Genomic DNA, 19,095 nt, shown 5'->3' on the forward strand with positions numbered 1-19,095 from the left:
AGTCTTTTACACTGGTGGTGAAAGATATGCGGCGGGTATGAACAATAACCCGCTATATACCATCAAGAATACATATTAGAACAGGCATATATACAGGTGGAGTTCATATAAATCACTCTCACGACCCAAGGAACACACAGCATGCAGGAACTACTCAGTAAACATATGATTGGCACCTTCGCTATCGAGATTGCGGCACTCACAGTCGCGCTCTCCATCATCGGATTTATTGCTATGCGCCTGCGTGCCAAGAAGACCGGTCGAGTGCACGGCGTCCGCCAGTACCTGCTGACTGCGTCCTTCGCGCTGTTCCTCGCCTCAATTCTTTCACTGACGCTAACTCCGATTGGTGGCGCAAATAGCGTCACGAACCCTGAGCTGTACTACCCGCGCTTCTATGTGGGCTGGAGCTGGCAGCAGGCGTGGGAGCTGACTGCCGGCATGGGTCTGAACCGCTTCGCAACCACCGTGTATGCGCAGCTCTTCTTCAATGTCGCCATGTTCATCCCCTTGGGCTTCTTTACTGCGGGCTGCCTGCGCTGGGGTCTGCGCGCCACGGCGCTGAGTGGCTTCGCGTTGTCGAGCTTTATTGAGTTGAGCCAGTTGACCGGTAACTGGGGTCTGGCGGGCTTCACCTACCGCACTTTCGATGTGGATGACATTGTGAATAACACTGCTGGCGCGGTCTTTGGCGCGGTCTGCATCTGGGTGGTGCGCGCGATTCAGAAGCGCCGCGCGGCTAAGCATGACCGGGTGCTGGAAATGGCTAACGCCGCCGCGTAGAATCCTCTGAAACTCCCCAAACTCCCTTCCGCGAGGGGTTCGCTGTTTTTAGGTGCAACCTCGCCGGATAAATCTACTCAGATATACCCGGCTAGATGAAACCTTAGACAGGGAAGTTCCCAAACGGGAAGACTAGCCGTCTTCGGTCACCAGGTTGACGATGCGGATACTACGGTTGCCCTTGATCTCCTCAGGCATCAGGATCGGCATGGAACCGGTCGGCGTGTATGTTGCCGCGCGTGCCGCCGCGGTAGCGTGGGTGTCTTCATACTCGGGGATAACCTCGGAGCTGGGTGTGCGGTACAGGTGGCTATTGGCCCACCACGCAAAATGCAGAATCGCAATCGTCAGAGCGCTGGAAACGAACAACCACGGGCTGACCTGACCCTCGTAGTAGAGCTTGAAGAACGCGCCACCCATGAAACCACCGGCAATCGGGCCGCAGATCGGAACCCACGTATAGAACCAGTGCGAAGTGCCTTTATCGTGGATGGGCAGCAGGGCGTGCATGAGGCGCGGACCGAAGTCACGGGCGGGGTTGAGGCGGCCGCCGGAGTATGCGTGGGAGGCGTAGACACCGAAGGTGACGGCGAATCCCCAACCGAAGGCAATGGTGAAGAAGTTGTCGCCGTGGCCTTTGGATCGGCGAAGTTCGACGTTGGCGATGACGCCGCAGCCGATGGTGCACATGATGAGCGTGCCGAGGAATTCGGCGAGGTAGGGGCTGATGGTGTACACGGGATGTCCTTCAGGTAGTGAAGTGCAGGTGGTGCAGTGCCGAGCGCGAGGGGGTGTGATTTTGTGTGTGCTATGCCACATGGGTAGCATGTGTAACCTTCGGCATCTATGGAATCCTGAATACCCTGGGAGGGCAATACTTTAGTGTTATTTCACCCTTATACATAAGCGATTTTTCGGGTTTTTCATTTAAAAATAAATGTGGAAGATGAGGGAGAAACCAGTCATAGTCCACACCGTGGACTCACTCCCTCAGTTTGCGGTTTCTCCCCATGGTTGATTCCACGGCTCAATCAACACTCGCCCCCGCCATCAGCACAGAATGCCCGGGCACCCCAATGGGGTGCCCGGGCAGATTCTAGAATTTCTAGGTTATGGCGGTTTTGGGCAACTCGTGCGAGCCGCCGTGGACTGGCTGTTACGCTGCTACACGGTTGCTACTTGTACTACTTGGCGCTCGCCCAGTCGAGAATCGCCTCGAAGAAGCGCTCACATTCGCTCAACTGCTCCAGCTCAATCCACTCGTTCGGAGTGTGCGCCTGGGCAATATCGCCGGGGCCGCAAATGATGCTCTGCACGCCGGCACGCTGGAACTGGCCCGCCTCGGTGCCGTAGGTGACCTTCTGCGGTGCACCGTCGGTGCCCAGCCACTCGTGCACCAGGTGAATGAGCGGCGCGTCGTCTTCGGTACCCAGGCCCGGCACGGCGGCGAGTAGCTCGTGCTTCACACTCACGCGTGAGGTGAGGCTACCGGGCTGTGCGCCGGTCAGCTTCTCGGCGCGTGCGGCGCGTGCCTGCAAATCCGGCAGGATCACCTCTGAAAGCTCGCGGTCAATGCGCTCCACGAAGGACTCGGTGGTCACCTGCGGCAGGGTGCGCACATCGTACTCTACGACCGCCTGCTCGGCGACGATGTTGTACTGCAGACCGCCAGTAGCCAGGTTCACGCTACCGGTGGAGTGGGGAATGATGAACGACTCGTCGTAGGGGCCTTCTTCTTCCCACTGGTCCGCCATGTCGGTGAAGAAGGTGATGAATTCGCCGGCTGCGGCGACCGCATTCACGCCGTGGGTTGCCAGGGAGCCGTGTTTGGGCACGCCGGTGAAGGTGACGCGGCCGCGGTGCGCGCCCTTGTGCGCGGAGATAATGCGCATGCTGGAGGGCTCACCAACAATCGCGTAGTCGGGGGCGAGGTCGCGCGCCACGAACTCCTCAATGAGGGAGGGCGCACCGATGCAACCGATTTCTTCATCGTAGGAGAACGCGAAGTGCAGGGGAGTGCGCAGCTTCGCCTCGGCAACGCGCGGCAGCAGCCAGAGCGCCACGGCGAGGAAGCCTTTCATGTCGCATACACCGCGGCCGTAGGCGCGGGTACCCTCCACGCGCAGGGTGAACGGGTCTGCGTCCCATGCCTGACCCGCAACGGGTACAACGTCCGTGTGGCCGGAGAGGATAACGCCGCCGCGGGTGGTGCCGTCAGTAGCGGGAATCGTGACCAGTAGGTTAGCGCGGGTGCCGTCCTCATTGTAGGTGCGCACACCGCTGTAGCCGTAGCGGGCAAATTCGGCTTCGACGAGCTCAATGAGTTCCAGGTTGGAGGTTCCGGAGACAGTGGGGATCGCGATGAGCTTTTCGAGCCAGGGGAGGGATGCGGGCTGGGTAGTCTGAGCCGTCATGACTGTTCCTTCTGAGCTGTATTGGGTGCGCTGTGCCATCGTGTGCCGTATGCGCTTTTATGTTTAGGGTACGCCGCGGGGCGGTATTCGTCGCTTCATGGTCGTCGAATACCGCCCCGTGACCCCTGCGCGGGGGTTAGATGCTGTAGTTGTTCACGTTGGAGTGGTCACCCAGCGCGTGGAAGTTACGCGAGTGGTAGACCAGCGGGGTGCCTTCGCAATCGTTACGGATGAACTCTTCAACCTGGGCGGTGAAGACGATTGCGGGACCAGCCTCAACGCGGCTGAGCGGGGTTGCGCGCAGAACGCGGCGTACGCCGTGGACGAGTGGCTCGCCGGTGTGGACGAATTCCCAGGCGCTAGTGTCTTCGAAGCGGGGGTAATCGTGGGTGGCGAAGTTCTTGGCGATGGTGACATTCTCAGCGTCGAGCATGTGCACGAGGAAGGAGGAGGAGGCAGCGATCTTTGCTGCGGATCCGCTATTTGCCTTCAGGGAGAAGGCGATGATGGCGGGGTCTGCGGACACGGAGGTCAGGGAGGAGGCGGTGAAGCCTGCCGGTTCACCGTTTTCGTCGGTTGCGGTGATGATGGCGACGCCTGCGGGCTGGTGGCCGAAGGCTAGTTTGAATTGTTCGGAGGTATCGGCGATGAGCGCCTGTGCTGCAACGGTTTCGGTCATAATCGACCCTTTCTTCTGCGGCTGCGTTTGAGGGTTCGTCCTGTGGTGTTTGCTCTGGGCGACCCTTTAGTTAAGGGGAGATATGTTCAGAGTAAAGGTAAAGGATGCCGAACACCTTATTTATTGCCCTATGTTTCTTAGGCGAACCTTTCGTGACATTGGGTGTGAAATATTACGTCATAATCTTCGTCTTTTGGGAGCTTCGAAGATGCACTTCGCCGATTGCCCCGCATTAGGGCCTGAGTAGCGGGTTGTGGGTGCTATCCCTCTCTCTTCTGCGGGGTTTCGCGGGGTGTAGAGGCCTCTGAGGTATCCTTGCTAGGTACTTGAAAGCGTTTCGTGCCCCGTATTTGAGGGTTTTTTGGTGCGTGAACTGTGGTGAGATGAGGATTAATGAGCTGGTTGGCAACTATTCCGCTACTCCTTTTTGCGGTCATGTTGGCTTTTGGCCCCGGCTATGCAATGGGCTGGGCGTTGCGTGTTCCTGCACGTCTGCGTGTTTTTTACGCACCGTTGCTGACGTTTGCCCTAGTGACTGTCTCTGCGATTGTGCTGGGTAAGACCGGTATTCCGTGGAGCCTGATTTCTTTCGTGCTGGTCGCTGCAGTGCTGGTGGCTGCGGCTGCTGGTCTCATGTGGCTGGTGGGTCGCCGTTGGCCTGCTCTGGCGTCTGTTTCGTGGCCGGGTAATGATGTTCCTGTCGCGTGGCCGGTGGTGGGTGCAGTACTGGGGGGTTTCCTGGTACTGCACATGACCGAGGACATGGTGTTCGGTCCGGAGGCGTTCTCGCAGACCCTCGATAACTCCTACCACATGAACGCGATCCGCTGGATTCAGGAGCACGGCGACGCCTCCAGCCTGACCATGGGCGCTGTCTCCGGCATGAACCAGGAGCCGTACTTCTACCCCGCCGGTTGGCACGATTTCGTGTACCTGATTTACAACACCACCGGCACGAGCATTGCTACGGCAACCATCGTCATGATTCTGCTGGTGGCGGGCATTATCTGGCCTTGCTCCCTGGTGGCAATGTGCTTGAGCATTCCGCATCTGCGCCGCCTGCAGGCGCTCGCCATTCCGGCACTGACCTGCGGTTTCTTTGCGTTCCCCGGTCTGTTGCTGTTCTGGGGCGTGCTGTTCCCGAACCTTCTTGGTTACGCCCTACTACCCGCGTTCGTGGCGCTGCTGTCGCACATGATTCAGGTAATGGCGCGCCGCGAGTACTCCCTCGTGCTGTCCCTGTCGCTGACGATTCTGGTGGGTCTGGGCGGTTTGGCTCTGGTGCATCCGAACGCGGTGGTTTCTGCCGCAGTGTTTGCGGTGCCCATGCTTCTGGGCGGCGTGGTGCAGGTTCTGCGGACTCGTGGCGCGTCCACGCGTGAGCGTCTGGTGGGTACCGGCGTGCTGGTTGCCCTGATCGCCGGATGCGTCACCGCCTGGTCCGTGCTGCGCCCGAGCCAGGAGGCGAGCGAACTGTGGACCTCCATCATGGGCGAAGGCGAGGCGGTCTACCAGTTCCTGTTCCTGGGCCTGGAGAACGCGAACCCGCTGGGTGGTAATTTTGCTCCCGCCTACCTGGTCGGTTTCTTGGCGCTGTGGGGCGTTGGCTACCTGCTGTATAAGCGCCGTAACCTGTGGCTGATTGGCAGCTGGATGCTGGTCGGCTACATGTGGATTATTGCGGCTTCGGTGCCGCGCGGTGACTTCCGCCTGCTGATGGTAGGCCCCTGGTACACCGACCACTTCCGCCTGGCGGCGCTGGTGGTGTTCCCCTCCGTGCTTCTTGCCGGTATTGGCCTGGGCGGTGCCGTGGAGGGCATCTTCGTGCGCATCATGCACGCTATTCCGCGTGAGAAGCACGCGAAGGTCGCCCCGGCAATGATGGGTGCCGCCATGGTGCTGGTGCTCGCGGTTGCGGGCCTGTCCTCGCGTACCCCCGCAATGCATGACGCAACCCTCGAGGTGGCGAAGAGGTACCAGGTGACCCCGACCTCCGACATCCTGAACCAGGATGAGATGAACGTCATTAACGAGATTCCGAAGATCGTGCCCAAGGGCGACACCATCGTGAACAACCCCTGGGACGGTAGCGCCTACATTTACGCGCTGGCTGACCGCCACCTGACCAGCTACCACTTCGAGTTCCAGACCTCCCCGAAGTACGCGGCGATCCTGAACGATTTGAAGGACGCCCGCACGAACCCGGAAGTCTGCCGCGAGGTGAACCAGTACAAGGCTCACTGGTACGTGCACCTGGAGAACCAGGGCAACTTCGGCCCCAGCGAGCAGAAGAACTATGACGGCCTGGTGGCTGCTATCGACACGGACGTTCTGACCCCGGTGTACTCCTCAGGCCCGATGACTCTGTACCGCATTAGCGCCTGCGATAACTAATGCGCTAACTAGAAGGTGCGCCAACACCCCCTTATAGAGCGTATGCATCTCAGAGAATAAGTGGTGCAGTCTACAATCTGTCACCAAATCTTAGATGCCGCGGAACCACTGATATGATGAAAACCGGTATGTCCACTAGGGCATACCGGCTTTCACACGCACGGTAAGACACATTCATTAGGAGGGGTAACTGCCCTATGGGTTCTCCCGCACCGCCTCTCACCCCACTCACTTCACCTCGTACGCTGGTGATTATGCCCGCCTGGAACGAGGAAGAAGCACTGCCCGGCAGCATCGCTGAACTGAAGGAGACGGTACCCTACGTGGACCTGGTGGTGGTCAATGACGGCTCCACCGACAACACCTCCGCTGTGGCTCGTGAGGCGGGCGCTTTTGTGATTGACCTGCCCTACAACATGGGTGTGGGTGCCGCCATGCGCACCGGCTACAAGTACGCGCAGCGCATGGGCTACGACTACGCCATGCAGGTCGATTCGGACGGTCAGCACCACCCCGAGAGTATCCCTTCACTCATCGAGGCGGTGCAGGGTTACGACATCGTGATTGGTTCCCGTTTCGCTGATGGTGCGGCTGACTACGAGGTGTCCGGCCCGCGCAAGTGGGCGATGGGCCTGCTGTCGTTCCTGTTCACCCGCTCGGCGGGTACCCCGTTCACGGACGTGACGAGCGGTTTTAAGATCGCTAACCGCCGCGGTATCGACTTCTACTGCCGTAACCTGCCCGCCGAATACCTGGGCGATACGATCGACATCACCGCCATGGCTATTAACAATGGCTTGAAGGTGCGTCAGGTGCCGGTGCATATGCGTGAACGTCAGGGAGGTACCCCCTCCTCCGGTCCGCTGAAGTCTGCTGTCTATCTGGTTCGTTCACTGTTTGCCTACGGCATTTCGGTGAGCCGCCGTCCTGAGGAGAAGTAGCCGTGAGCGCCAGTGTTTTCTTCTTGATCCTTGCCGTACTGATCTGCACTTTCGTGGTGATTCAGGTGCGTAACCAGCGCATGAAGGAGCGGTACGCCGCCCTATGGCTGATTATTGGTACCACCATTATTGTGTTGGGTGTTTTCCCGAATCTTCTGAATGGTGTGGCGCATTTTGTGGGCGTCGCCCTGCCGGTGAATCTGCTGTTCCTCCTGTCTATTCTGCTGCTGATGGGTGTGAGTATTCACCTGACTCTGGAGCTGTCGCGCCTGTCGGAGAAGACCCGCATTCTGGCTGAGGAAGTCGCCATCCTGAAGGCGCTTCAGGAGCAGCCGGAGGGCGCTGCCGGTGCGAAAAAGCGTAACCAGCAGGAATCTTAAAAGCTTTACTGTCGAACTTTTCACCCCTTTGTGAGTTGGAGTAATACCTCATGACCGTTGATATTCTGTTCCCCTACTACGGCGACGTCGCCATGATGAAGCAGGCTGTGCTGTCTGTGGTCGGTCAGACCAACCCGGACTGGCGCCTGATTGTTGTTGATGACGGCTACCCGGACGACTCGATTCCCGGCTGGTTCGAGTCGCTGAAGGACGAGCGCATCACCTATATGCGTAATGAAACCAACCTGGGTGCGAACGCGAACTACTGCAAGTGCCTGACCTTTGTGGAGAACGAGCTGGTCACCGTCATGGGTGCTGACGACGTCATGCTCCCCAACTATGTGCAGTGGCTCGTGGATGCGGCGGCTAAGCACCCTGAGGCGTCCATTTTCCAGCCCGGCGTGGTCGTGATTGATGAGAACAACGGCCTGTCGAACACTCTGGTGGAGCAGACTAAGGCGTTCTACCGCCCCAAGGGTGAGGCTGTTCTGCAGGGGGAGGAGCTGGCTACCTCCCTGCTGCGCGGCGCGTGGTTCTACTTCCCCTCCCTGGGTTGGCGTAAGGACGCTATCGTGGGCACCGGCTTCCGTGAGGGCCTGAACGTTATCCAGGACATGGCGCTGATCCTCGACATTACGATGCGCGGCGGCTCCCTGTACTACGATCCGCAGGTTGCGTTCATGTACCGCCGCCACGGTGGTTCTGACTCGTCCTGGCGTGCCCTGGAGGGTACCCGCTTTGAGGAGGAGCGCCGCTACTACAACACCATGGTTGAAGAGATGACTGCCCTGGGTTGGACGAAGGCTGCTCGTGTGGCGCGTATTCGCTTCTCCTCGCGTGCTCACGCGCTGACTCTGCTACCGAAGGCGGCTCTGGCGAAGAAGTGGCAGGGTGTTAAGAACCTTGCTGAGCATGTGGTGAAGTAAACTCTATATTTGTGTGCGGTGCGTCGTACATCCTGCGATGGATGTGCGGCGCATCTGCGTATGTAATGATGATTTGTGTTGGCGGCTATGTTGGCGGCCTGGAACGAGGAGGATGCAGTGAGCGAGTCGGTGCAGCACCCCGATAAGAGTGGGGTGGAGGAACAAACCTCCGAAAAGACTCAGTTGTCGGGCACGGTTACCCGCTACCAGTCCCTGGCGCTTTTGGGTTCGTCCCTGTTGGCGGCGGTCTCCACACTGGTGGTGACTATGATTGCTCAGCGTGCCCTGAACGGTTCGGAGCTGACGGAGTTCCTGCTCTTTTGGGCGGCGCTTTTCACGGTGACGGGTATTATCACGGGTATTCAGCCGGAGATTACGCGTGCGGTGGGTACGGCACGCACTCATACTGTAACTGACAGGGCGGTATCGGGCAGCGCTACATCTGCTGAGGGTTCCGTGTCGCAGGGCGCTCTCGTGATTACGGTAACCGCGGCTTTGGGCGCTATCGCCGCCGCATTGGTGCTGGTGAGCTCCCCATTGTGGGCAGACCAGCAGATTCCGCATTCGGCGGCGATTGGTGTAATCGTTATGGCGGTGGGCGTGTTCCTCTACGCCCTGCAGGCGACCATCAGTGGCGTGACCGCCGGTGAGGACCGCTGGTACCTTTTCGCGGCGGTAGGCGGCCTGGAATCGGTCGGGCGCCTCATCCTCATCCTTGCGGCTGCGCTCATGATTCCTTCTCTTGCCGGTCTTGAGGTGGCAATCGTCGTGCCGATGGGCCTGTGGCTCATCCTGGCGCTCGCGACCGTCTCGGGTCGCCGCCTGTGGGTTGCCCGCGCCGATGTGCCCGCGCGCCGTCTGAGCGCCAATATCCTCTGGTCGTTCCTGTCCTCTGCCGCCGCGGCTGTACTGATGATGGGCTTCCCGAACGTGCTGAAGGCGAGCAGCACCGCAGAGAGCGAACCGGTCGTGCTGGGCACCCTGATCCTGGCGATTTCCATTACCCGTTCGCCGATTATGATTCCCCTGCAGGCGTTCCAGGGTGTGGCGGTTTCTGCCTTCTTGAAGCAGAGCCACCGCCCCGTAGCGGCGTTCATTAAGCCTGCCGCCGTCGTGGTGGTTGTGGGCGCTGTAGGCGCGTTGGCGGCGTACGTGGTGGGTCCGCTGCTGTTCCGCCTGATTTACCCGCCTGCTACAGGTGCAGAGTCCGCCTACGAGGTGGCAGCCTCCGGCATCACCCTGGGTGCGCTGGTCTTCGCCTCGGCACTGCTGGCGCTCATGACCCTCTCGGGCAATATGGCGCTCGCAGTGAACCAGCACCGCATCTACCTTGCCGGCTGGGTGGTTGCCGCGGCGGTGACATTGAGCCTGGCATTCTTGGTCCCCACCCCGCTGGTACCGCGCGCTATTGTGGCGCTGGCGGTTGGCCCGGTCTGCGGTTTTGTGGTGCACATGGTGGGTGTGTCTTTGGCATCCCGCACGAAAGAAGCTCGCGCCGAAGAAACCCACGCGGAGTAGTTTAAAACCTCTGATTAAAAACCTACGGGAGGGGTACGTACGTCACGTACGTTCCCCTCCCAACGTTTTACCCCGGTAGGCGGATCACCGCTAGGGAATCAGCCACTTACGAACCGGCGGAATCCAGCGCAGTAGCCACACCAGAACCAGCGAAGAAGCCCACACCAGCAGCGCGTAGGGTGCCTCCAGGCGGTAATCCACCAGCGGCCAACCGTAGGCGGCGAGGCCCTGAATAATCAGCAGGTGAATCAGGTACACACCAAAAGTCAGAGCCGAGAGCTTACGCAGACCCGTCTGAACCGCCTCCGGCAGGCGATTCAGCGGCAGAGACTTGAAGAATACAAAAACCGCCGAAGCCCAGAAAATCGTCGGAACAGACAGGTACTCGGTCGCCAAACCGCCCAGGCCCTGGTGGTTCAGCACCAGGTACGGGCCCACCAGAATATGCGTGAGCGAACCGGCAACACCCAGCACATAGATGACCAGACGCCACGGCAGGCTAAACTCCGTATTCGCCAGCGCGTAACCCAGGAAGCAGAAGCCCACATACCCCACGATGGGTGCCGAGAACTCCGGCATAAACTGCGGGTTAATCTTCTGCAGAGAAGCAGTCGCAATGGGCATCAGCAGACCCAAAGCCGCCATCAGCCACGCCAGCTGCACCTTCTTCTCACCGGCACCACGCAGGGCGTACGAGAAGATCGGCAACACCAGGTACACGCCGATGAGTGCTTCCAAATACCAGAGGGTCACGCCCACCTTGTTTGGTGCCAACAGCACCGCCAGAATCTCCTCACCCGTGGGCAGGGGAGTGTGCTTAAACCAGCTGCGCGCAAAGAGGTACACCTGACCCCACACCAGTAGCGGAATCAGAATCTTCGTGAAACGCTTCTTATAGAACGTGCCGACGCTCTCACGGTTCGTGAAATTCAGCAGGGTAATACCCGAGGCCATGAAGAAAAGCGGCACTGCAGCCACCGCGGTACCCGACAGGATATTCTCGAGAACCCAACCGGGCGAATCATAATCCACCCGGTAGTTGAACCGCACATGCAACGCCACCACGCAGATAATGGCGAGAACATTAATGAGGTCCAGATACACCTTTCGCGCAGGTCTGGGGCGCGCGGCAGGCACCTGAGACTCAGGCTGAGCATCCGCAGGTTGAGAGAACGCCACCTGCGCCGATGCAGGTTTGGAGGACATGAAAATCCGCTCCAATCAATGTGTGTGAGTGTGATGAAAAATGGGTGCATGCACCCGAATTCTAGAGGTTATAGACCCGCTTAACGTACGCACCATACAGCAGACGGTACAGTGTCGTGCTGGTCTTCAACAGTAGACCGGCGGCACCAAAAACCGGGCGGATGGGCAACGCAAGCAGTGCATCGCGCACCGTAAAACCACTACGGCAACCCGCCAGTACAGCCGGTGCGCTCTCACCGCCCACAATCAGTGCCTGCTGCGCATTATTCAGGTACGCAAGAACCCGGGCAATCGTCAGCGCCTCCTGACCGGCAGGCAGATGATACGTGCTCGTACGCTGCAGAGACTTCTCAAAATACTCCAGCAGGCGGGCAGTCTCAGATAGGGGAGTAATACGGCTCCATGTCAGGCTTGCCGCGCTCACAGCGTAAGCGTACAGTGGCTCATCGATGATGGTCACGCTCTGTGCTCGCAGGTAGCAGTCCAGTAGCGCGCATTCGTCCTCAGCACGTTCAATCTGGGGGTACCTGACGTTCTCAAATAGTTCGCGGCGAATAATCTTATCCCAGGCGTAAGGAGACAGCTCGTCCTTGAGTAGAGCAAATGCCGCCTCCTGACCAGTCATGGTGCCGGGGGAGCCCTTCAGACGCTTCCTGTTAGCACCATTGGTTGCCACCATATTGTGGGCGCAATTGACCACCTGCGCACCAGTACGCTCGGCGTGGTAGTGCAGGCGCTCCAGGAAGGTCGGGTAGAGAGCATCGTCAGAATCGGGGAAAGTCACCCACTCGCCACGTGCGTGGTCGAGACCTTGGTTACGCATTGCAGACAGGCCCTGATTCTTGGGGTTATTGAACACGCGCACGCGCTCATCCGGGTTCTGCTGCAGATACTCGGCAATCAGGTGCGCCGAATGATCCGGGGAGCCGTCAATCATGACCAGAAGCTCAAAATTGGGGTCGGTCTGCGCCAGCACCGACTCGACCGCCGCAATGACGGTGGAGGCGGTGTTGTAGACCGGCATGATAACGCTAGTGCGAGGGGTGGCAGACATAAAGACGGGAACCTTTGAAAACGGGGCTGATAAGAACAGGGCTACATTCCGTAGGTGCGCTTAATATATGTCCGATAGATGGGGTAATAGATTTTGGGGAAATATTTGAAGAGCGCACCTGCAAATCCATAGACGGAACCGGCGGACATCGCAAGGTATAGGGTATGGGGTGTAATTTCTTGGCGGCAGCGATGTAGGAATTCTTTACCCCCGGGAGGATTCTGTCGCAGGATGCTATTACCGCTGTTCACAAAATTGATGATGCGCGAGATGGCAAGCGCGGTCCGAACCTTCTTGCCGGCGTGGGGAGCATCTACTGTCGCATCCACGTAATCCATGAAGGCGACTAGATCTTCGAAAGGAGGAGTAGAACCCCAAGTGATAGATTCGGGGTTAACGGAGTAGAGATTCAGGGAATCAGGGATAATCTTCAGTGCGCGGGCTACGGTGCAGGCCGCGATGCTGTATCCGGCATCTTCCACTCGGTTAAAGAGAGGGAATCGGATGTCTTTGAGTGTGGTGCGACGAAAAATTTTGTCCCATGCGAAGGGCGCGATGCGGCTGCTAAGAACCCGTGCTAGCGCGTCATCACCGCTAAAGGTACCGTCCTCGCCCATGAGACGGTACTGGGTTGATCCGTCCGGGTAGTAGATGTCGTGGGCGCAACCGACGATATCGACGTCATCGGTTGCGGCGGCGTGCATGACTTCTAGGAAGTTGGGCTTGTATGCATCGTCAGAGTCGAGGTAAGCGAGCCATTCGCCGGTCGCATGGCTGATTCCAACGTTGCGCGCACCAGCTAGTCCCAGATTCTTTTCGTTAAGGTGGTACGAGATGCGTGAGTCCTGGAGTTTCTGGAGATACTCCTGAATTACACGGTGAGAATCATCCGGGCTTTGATCGTTGATGATGATGAGTTCAAAGTCCGGGTCGGTTTGAGAGAGTACGGAGTCGATAGCCCGAACTACAGTGTTTACGGTGTTGTAGACCGGCATGATAATGCTGGTGCGGGGTGACGGCATAGTACCTCTTCGGAATGCGGTGGCTGGAACTTATACAGGTACATCATACGGTGGGGGCGGTGGGGAATCGAAATATGTTCCACCGCCCCCACGGTATGTGACGGACCTACTGATGAGGAGGGATATGCGTAGTATTGCGGGGCTTGCAAGTATGGTCGGTGTTAGCCCAAGCTATCCACAAACCCCAGAGGGCTATCGCGAGACCAGCCCACACACTAGCCTGCTCCTGCGTGAGGATTCCGTAGGTCTGCAGGACGGCAGTGGTAGCTGGAATGACCGCGTACAGCTGCTTACGCCATTCCGGACGGTGTCTAAGCACGGCGCTTTGACTTTGCGAGCTTCTCGATATCTTCAATACGCTTAGCAATGAGAATCACCTGATAATCGAACCATTCCACAACGGTTCGAGTGTTGACAGTAGCATTGCCAAATTTAGCAACCGCAAGATGACCCTCTCGAACAAAGGGCTCGTTATACACATCGGTTAGGGCTCGATGTGCTGCGCGGTAGGCGGATGCTTCAGAAATAGGTGCCATGATAATCTCCTTGGCGGTTGGGCAGCTATGATAGCTGCGGTTTAACAGAAAACCCCGCCAGGATAAACCTGACGGGGTGAACTACAGCAGTGAAATAACAGCTTCCTGCGGTAGCTTTATCTGCCTGGGAAAATGATGTAATCCTACTGGAACGCTTACCTATTTTCACAGGCAGAAGTTTAATGCGGACAGTATTAGTCCTGGCTATGAAGTAGCAGAGCTAAGGCCTTCATGCCCTCTAAACCTTCCCACATAGCAGAGCAAGAACGACAAGATGCCCTTTCAGCGGTGTAATACAGTGCAGGTCGGCGTATTGATGTTGAGCCGTCGCAGCTTGTTTTCATGACTTCCTGCTGCCCGCAGTTAGGACAAAATCCCTGCAAATCATGACTGGGATGGCGCAACGCAACAATGGCCCGAATCCAACTGGTCGTCGTTGCCAACGCCTCATCATGAAGCTCCTGATGTAGGTGATTGTGAATCCACGCAGAAACCTGATTTTTCAGCGGTGCACCTGGGAATGAGGGCATAACAACGGCACGAATAGACTCTTGGATTTCTAATGCATTAGCAGAAATAGGTATACGACTTCCAAAGCGGCTGGTGCTGGATGCTCCTCCAGTACGTGAACCACCGGCTACGTAATCTGCCAGCTCATCCAATAATGCCTGATGGCGTGGAATACGGAAATTTGTGCGATGTAGACACTGACGGTCTGAGTCCTTCACTGGTGTGCACACAGTTAGAGCGATTAGATGCTGCTGCAGTTGCTCGCCAGACGAAATGGTAGCCATATGATGTAGCCTCTCTGCTAAATGAGTGAATTATTGATATCCGCTACAGTGCGGAAGGTGCGTGAACCATAGTGTTGGCTCTACAAAGAGTTGCTCTGCTTCTGCTTCTTGGCAGGGAAGTTGAAGCATGTGACAGGCGTTTTCTCCGTGCGTGTAGGAATGATGCTAAACCAGCATCATGAACGGCCCACTCATCCTGTCCGCTCTTCTTGCCGATTGGAGCTTCAGTATCCTGGTGCGCATTCTGTCGCTTCTTTTGCCGGTAGTGCTTGCGGCATAAGGGATGCCCGGCATGTCGAGAATCCACATCTATTGGCTTCTCGCAACGCGTGCAATGAGAAAGCGGAAGAAAAAGAACCGGATTTGCTCGCGAAGGGTAAATTCGCTGCTTTGAAGTTCGTCGAGCTCTAGGATTGACAGGAAGATAGACCCGCGGTGAATCAAGAGGAACGGTACCTTCTGGCGCGTGGATACATGCACGGCAGATGGAATAGATGGGATTCCATTGATTCTCTATTACGAGCGGTTGCCCGTAGTTCTCCGGGCGTACACTACTTGCCGGTAGAGAGAGACCTGCCGTACGCCAACACCGAGGGCATATTGAATGCCCCTGCATTAGATAGGGACTATCGTGCGTCTGTATAGCACGGCGTCGCGCCTGGCAGGTGCGGCAGTCCTCTCTATAGGAACTGGTTGGCTCCCTGCACCCTGCGCAGGGACGGGGTAGGTGTTTCATGGTTTCTCCTGAATACTATGCCTAGTCAAAAGAGTAAACAGATACTTTTCAATGTTCTAAATCGACATTTAATATTTAGGTTAGGGGGGAGGTGTATTTGAAGGTAGATGATGCTATTTAATTCGTAAATTAACTTATATTGGTTTATTTATCGATAAATATTCATTAGGTAAAATTTTGTAATTTATTGAATGCGTTATATTTAAAGTTTTATGGGTGTTTGGGATAGGGCCTAGAGACCCTCCCCCAAACACCCTGATGGTTATCTCTTTGGTTTCAGTAGATAAATCTAACTAGAGCGCACGCACAGCTTTTTCTGCATCATCGAGACGCTGCTGAAGGTGCAACATGGAGTTGTCGAACCAGTGGATTACGCCGCGCAGGCCAGTGAGGCGGTTGCCGAATGCCTTTTCTGCGAGATCTCCCTTGCGGATGAAAGGTTCGTCATAGATTGCATTCATTGCATTCTTAGCTGCGCGATAGATAACCTCTTCTTCGTTTACGTCTGCCGGGGGACGATAAATAGTGATCGCCGGACTACCGTTGTACGACCAAATCGTGTCGTGCGGATTGATAGAAATACCATTATGACCAGCGTTGCAATGGATAATCGTGTCGTGGTCATCATAGAAAATGCCGGTGTGACCAGCTGCGCCGCTGGTGTATCCACGGCGACCCCAAATAAACACGTCGCCACGTCGTGCCGGGTAATTACCCGATGCATCCGGTCGAACCTGAGTCCAGCCATTACTCTCCAAATCGTGGAAAAGCGTTTCGGTATTACCGATGGCAATATTCTGCGGGAGCAGGCCAGCATCTCGCAGTGCAAAGTAAACCGCAGATGAGCAGTCATAAGAATGCGGGCCAGTTCGATAATTCATCGAATAGGTCACCTTGCCCTTACGCTGCTCCATCCATGCAATCGCTTGATCAATCTTGGACATAATAAAATCCTTTCGGAAAGGCGGTAGCCCCGCACTATGAACCTCCCGGGAAGTCTATAGTTCGGGGCTACCGCAAATGAATTGGACACTAAAAACGCCGACCAGCTTTATCTTGGTCGGCGTGACTGCTCGGTAGGCACACTCCTGCCGAGGTGATATTCACTTTATGTGGGTTGGGATGTGAAAGTCCTGTCGCGTATTTTTGAAATTACAAATTTCTTTATTGTTCGCACGGTCTCCGTGTTTCTACCTACTTCAAACCCTGGGAACTTAGGTTAACCTATGGAAAACAGGTGCATTGCTCCCTAGACTAAAAGAGCACATTGACAGACCACGCGGGCCGCCCACGCCGCGACCCCACCCATCCCAACGGGTATAGCACCGAAGGAGCCACCCATGAGCCGACGCACCGACGCGCCCGCCCGATCACCACGACGAGCCGCCCTCGCCAGCTGGATAGGCTCCGCCCTCGAATACTACGACTTCGCGGTCTACGGCACCGCTGCCGCAATCGTGCTTAACCGTATCTTCTTCCCCGAAGACACCGCAGCCATTGGCATTCTCAAATCCATGGTCGTTGTGGGCGTCGCCTACGTTGTGCGACCTTTCGGCGCCATGATCGTTGGACCCCTCGGTGATCGCTACGGCCGCCGATTCGTCCTGATGCTCACGCTCTTCCTGATGGGTAGCGCCACCTTCGCCATCGGTTGCCTACCAACCTACAGCCAAGCGGGTATTATCGCACCGATTTTGCTGGTCATCTGCCGTATACTTCAGGGCCTCTCCGCCGCCGGTGAGCAGGCAAGCTCCATCTCCATCTCCCTGGAGCATGCCAACGAGCATCAGCGTGCCTTCACCACCAGTTGGACCCTGCAGGGCACCCAGTTCGGCTCGCTGCTGGCGACTGCTGTGTTCATTCCCTTCGCCGCCCTGCCGGACGAACAGCTGCTCACCTGGGGCTGGCGCGTACCCTTCTGGCTCTCCGCCTTCGTGGTGGTGACCGCCTGGCTGATTCGCCGCACCCTCTCTGAACCGCCCGCCTACCTGCAGCGTGAAAAGCTCACCGAATCCCCGCTCGTGCTGGTCTTCAAGCACCACAAGCGGGCCGTACTCACCATCGCCGTGTGCGCCATGGTCAACACCGTGAACATGGTCTTCACGACCTTCGCGCTTTCCTTCGCCACCAAGGGTTACGGCCTTGATCGCAGCACCATGCTGCTGGTGCCGGTCGCCTCCAATACCCTCGGTCTGATTGCGATTCCGCTCGCCGCCATGCTTGCCGACAAGATTGGTCGTAAGCCCGTGTTCATTACCGGTGCGGTTGCTTCTTCCCTGGTGATGTTCCCGTACCTTGGCGCGATTGCCGAGGGTAACTGGGTGGGTATCTTCGCCTACGGTGTGCTCATGCACGGTGCGCTCTACTCCATGGCGAATGGCGTGTGGCCCGCCTTCTACGCGGAGATGTTCCCCACTTGCGTGCGCGTGACCGGTCTGGCGCTGGGCACCCAGATTGGCTTCGCAATTTCCGGAGGCGTAGCACCCGCCGTGGCAACGAGCCTCGCTGGTGCCGACCTGCACAATGCGGTGTTGCCCGCCGTGTTCACGGTCGCCATGTGTGTGCTCGTGGCCTTGGGTGCGCTGACGGCTCGTGAGGGTTATAAGAAGTCCCTTGCGGAACTGGATGCATAGCCCATACAATATATTTCGTATATAGAATAAATACAGGTGGGGCTGGATAGATGACTATCCAGCCCCACCTGTATGTGGTTTTCTAAGCCCCCTGCTGTGCCGCAATCAGTGCCTCAAAATGCGCCGCCATACGCTCAGCATTCGGCTCTAGTTTGGTAAAGAGGCGGAACGCATCCACCGCCTGACCCACCGCCATGTAGCCACCCGTCAGCACCTCGCACCCGGCGGCACGCGCCGCATGCACCAGCTGCGTTTCTTGTGGCAGGTAGATGACATCCGCAACCCACAAGCCCTCACACAATACCCCGGCGCTCAGTGCCGATTCACTCAACGGCATGCCCGGATGCACGTGCATACCCACCGGGGTTGCATTCACCAAACCCTGAGCTTTCAGTAGAGATTCAATGAGGCGCTCATCGTCGCTCAACACCTCGATTCGGGTCTGCGGGAAGAGCCCATCCAGCTGCTCCGCAAGCCCCTGAGCCTTCGCCGCGTCACGCTCAAAGAGACTCAGGCGGCGCACCCCCAGACGGCACAGTGCGTACGCCGTGGCGCTACCGGCACCGCCAGCACCCATCTGCACCACGTGCTCCAGACGCGCTGGATCCTCCGTCACCTGTGGCAGACCGCGCTTCAATGCCGCAATGAACCCCGAGTAGTCGGTGTTATCGCCGTAGAATGTGCCATCCTCGCGAATCACCACGCAATTGACCGCTCCCAAGGCGCGTGCCGCATCCGAAAGCTCGTCCAGATGCTCCATGACTGACTGCTTGCACGGGTGCGTGATGTTGAACGCGTTAAAGCCAAGCAGTGCTGCCGCATCCAGAAGCGCCGGGGCGGAAGCCCCGTCCAGGTCCAAGGCGTCCAGGTCGATGGGGCGGTACAGGTAACGCACCCCGTGCGCGTCCGCCTCCGCCTCATGCATAGGAGGGGTAGGAGGTGATGCCGTCACCGATGAGGCCCACCAGGAAAGATTCAGTACGCAAACTCATATTCCCACTCTAAACGTCCGCTCCTCGAGACGGAACCCTGGTGTTCCGTTATTCCATAAGGGACTTCATGTCTTTGAACCGGTGCCA

17 protein-coding genes are annotated in these 19,095 nt (G+C 57.5%); 7 read left to right on the plus strand and 10 right to left on the minus strand.

Going from position 1 to position 19,095, the window contains the following annotated elements; all coding sequences use genetic code 11:
- Nucleotides 1-141 precede the first annotated feature (141 nt).
- Nucleotides 142-783, plus strand: coding sequence for a VanZ family protein (locus O3648_RS00915; protein WP_279754423.1), 642 nt, complete (start codon nt 142-144; stop codon nt 781-783).
- A 132-nt stretch (nt 784-915) separates the two neighbouring features.
- Here the strand turns inward: O3648_RS00915 and O3648_RS00920 are convergent, their stop codons facing one another.
- The 3 genes from O3648_RS00920 to O3648_RS00930 form a co-directional block, all read right to left on the minus strand.
- Entirely contained in the window at nt 916-1,521 is a 606-nt protein-coding gene (locus tag O3648_RS00920) for an aquaporin (protein ID WP_279754424.1), read from the minus strand.
- Nucleotides 1,522-1,967: 446 nt separating this feature from the next.
- On the minus strand, nt 1,968-3,197 hold the full coding sequence (argE, locus tag O3648_RS00925) for an acetylornithine deacetylase (protein ID WP_279754425.1): 1,230 nt from the start codon (nt 3,195-3,197) through the stop codon (nt 1,968-1,970).
- Nucleotides 3,198-3,333: 136 nt separating this feature from the next.
- Nucleotides 3,334-3,876, minus strand: coding sequence for a flavin reductase family protein (locus O3648_RS00930; protein ID WP_279741923.1), 543 nt, complete (start codon nt 3,874-3,876; stop codon nt 3,334-3,336).
- A 393-nt stretch (nt 3,877-4,269) separates the two neighbouring features.
- Here O3648_RS00930 and O3648_RS00935 point away from each other — a divergent pair, with 393 nt between their 5' ends.
- The 5 genes from O3648_RS00935 (at nt 4,270) to O3648_RS00955 (ending at nt 10,035) form a co-directional block, all read left to right on the plus strand.
- Nucleotides 4,270-6,270 (plus strand): DUF6541 family protein, encoded by a 2,001-nt coding sequence (locus O3648_RS00935; protein ID WP_279741922.1) that lies wholly within the window; start codon nt 4,270-4,272, stop codon nt 6,268-6,270.
- A gap of 254 nt (nt 6,271-6,524) precedes the next feature.
- Nucleotides 6,525-7,211: a glycosyltransferase family 2 protein gene (locus O3648_RS00940; protein WP_371567857.1), complete on the plus strand. Its 687-nt coding sequence runs from the start codon at nt 6,525-6,527 to the stop codon at nt 7,209-7,211.
- 2 nt (nt 7,212-7,213) lie between these two features.
- Entirely contained in the window at nt 7,214-7,591 is a 378-nt protein-coding gene (locus O3648_RS00945; RefSeq protein WP_279741920.1) for a DUF2304 domain-containing protein, read from the plus strand.
- Between the two features lie 50 nt (nt 7,592-7,641).
- Complete coding sequence (locus tag O3648_RS00950; RefSeq protein ID WP_279741919.1) at nt 7,642-8,517, plus strand: glycosyltransferase; 876 nt, start codon at nt 7,642-7,644, stop codon at nt 8,515-8,517.
- Between the two features lie 117 nt (nt 8,518-8,634).
- Entirely contained in the window at nt 8,635-10,035 is a 1,401-nt protein-coding gene (locus O3648_RS00955) for a hypothetical protein (protein ID WP_279754426.1), read from the plus strand.
- Nucleotides 10,036-10,125: 90 nt separating this feature from the next.
- Here O3648_RS00955 and O3648_RS00960 read toward each other — a convergent pair whose 3' ends face one another.
- The 6 genes from O3648_RS00960 to O3648_RS00985 form a co-directional block, all read right to left on the minus strand.
- On the minus strand, nt 10,126-11,241 hold the full coding sequence (locus tag O3648_RS00960) for an acyltransferase (RefSeq protein WP_279741917.1): 1,116 nt from the start codon (nt 11,239-11,241) through the stop codon (nt 10,126-10,128).
- A gap of 61 nt (nt 11,242-11,302) precedes the next feature.
- Nucleotides 11,303-12,295 (minus strand): glycosyltransferase family 2 protein, encoded by a 993-nt coding sequence (locus O3648_RS00965; protein WP_279741916.1) that lies wholly within the window; start codon nt 12,293-12,295, stop codon nt 11,303-11,305.
- 41 nt (nt 12,296-12,336) lie between these two features.
- Nucleotides 12,337-13,317, minus strand: a complete 981-nt coding sequence (locus O3648_RS00970; RefSeq protein WP_279741915.1) for a glycosyltransferase family 2 protein — start codon at nt 13,315-13,317, stop codon at nt 12,337-12,339.
- 311 nt (nt 13,318-13,628) lie between these two features.
- Nucleotides 13,629-13,853, minus strand: a complete 225-nt coding sequence (locus tag O3648_RS00975) for a hypothetical protein (protein WP_279741914.1) — start codon at nt 13,851-13,853, stop codon at nt 13,629-13,631.
- A gap of 194 nt (nt 13,854-14,047) precedes the next feature.
- On the minus strand, nt 14,048-14,647 hold the full coding sequence (locus tag O3648_RS00980) for a hypothetical protein (protein WP_371567862.1): 600 nt from the start codon (nt 14,645-14,647) through the stop codon (nt 14,048-14,050).
- A gap of 1,029 nt (nt 14,648-15,676) precedes the next feature.
- The gene (locus O3648_RS00985) at nt 15,677-16,327 is read right to left on the minus strand and encodes a peptidoglycan amidohydrolase family protein (protein ID WP_279741912.1); all 651 of its coding nucleotides are present in this window, start codon (nt 16,325-16,327) and stop codon (nt 15,677-15,679) included.
- 396 nt (nt 16,328-16,723) lie between these two features.
- Between O3648_RS00985 and O3648_RS00990 the strand changes: the two genes are divergently transcribed.
- Entirely contained in the window at nt 16,724-18,016 is a 1,293-nt protein-coding gene (locus O3648_RS00990; protein ID WP_279754427.1) for an MFS transporter, read from the plus strand.
- Nucleotides 18,017-18,098: 82 nt separating this feature from the next.
- On the opposite strand, the gene O3648_RS00995 is transcribed toward O3648_RS00990, so the two are convergent.
- Nucleotides 18,099-18,941, minus strand: a complete 843-nt coding sequence (locus O3648_RS00995) for a shikimate dehydrogenase (protein WP_371567866.1) — start codon at nt 18,939-18,941, stop codon at nt 18,099-18,101.
- Between the last annotated feature and the right edge of the window lie 154 nt (nt 18,942-19,095).

The organism is Rothia sp. 27098_8_161 (assembly GCF_041432905.1).
Lineage (GTDB): Bacteria > Actinomycetota > Actinomycetes > Actinomycetales > Micrococcaceae > Rothia.

Bases quoted from the DNA above. Each gene is read 5' to 3' on its own strand.
- O3648_RS00915 (WP_279754423.1), top strand. From the start codon at position 142: ATGCAGGAACTACTCAGTAAACATATGATTGGCACCTTCGCTATCGAG.
- argE (WP_279754425.1), bottom strand. From the start codon at position 3,197: ATGACGGCTCAGACTACCCAGCCCGCATCCCTCCCCTGGCTCGAAAAG.
- O3648_RS00930 (WP_279741923.1), bottom strand. From the start codon at position 3,876: ATGACCGAAACCGTTGCAGCACAGGCGCTCATCGCCGATACCTCCGAA.
- O3648_RS00935 (WP_279741922.1), top strand. From the start codon at position 4,270: ATGAGCTGGTTGGCAACTATTCCGCTACTCCTTTTTGCGGTCATGTTG.
- O3648_RS00940 (WP_371567857.1), top strand. From the start codon at position 6,525: ATGCCCGCCTGGAACGAGGAAGAAGCACTGCCCGGCAGCATCGCTGAA.
- O3648_RS00950 (WP_279741919.1), top strand. From the start codon at position 7,642: ATGACCGTTGATATTCTGTTCCCCTACTACGGCGACGTCGCCATGATG.
- O3648_RS00960 (WP_279741917.1), bottom strand. From the start codon at position 11,241: ATGTCCTCCAAACCTGCATCGGCGCAGGTGGCGTTCTCTCAACCTGCG.
- O3648_RS00965 (WP_279741916.1), bottom strand. From the start codon at position 12,295: ATGTCTGCCACCCCTCGCACTAGCGTTATCATGCCGGTCTACAACACC.
- O3648_RS00970 (WP_279741915.1), bottom strand. From the start codon at position 13,317: ATGCCGTCACCCCGCACCAGCATTATCATGCCGGTCTACAACACCGTA.
- O3648_RS00975 (WP_279741914.1), bottom strand. From the start codon at position 13,853: ATGGCACCTATTTCTGAAGCATCCGCCTACCGCGCAGCACATCGAGCC.
- O3648_RS00980 (WP_371567862.1), bottom strand. From the start codon at position 14,647: ATGGCTACCATTTCGTCTGGCGAGCAACTGCAGCAGCATCTAATCGCT.
- O3648_RS00985 (WP_279741912.1), bottom strand. From the start codon at position 16,327: ATGTCCAAGATTGATCAAGCGATTGCATGGATGGAGCAGCGTAAGGGC.
- O3648_RS00990 (WP_279754427.1), top strand. From the start codon at position 16,724: ATGAGCCGACGCACCGACGCGCCCGCCCGATCACCACGACGAGCCGCC.
- O3648_RS00995 (WP_371567866.1), bottom strand. From the start codon at position 18,941: ATGCATGAGGCGGAGGCGGACGCGCACGGGGTGCGTTACCTGTACCGC.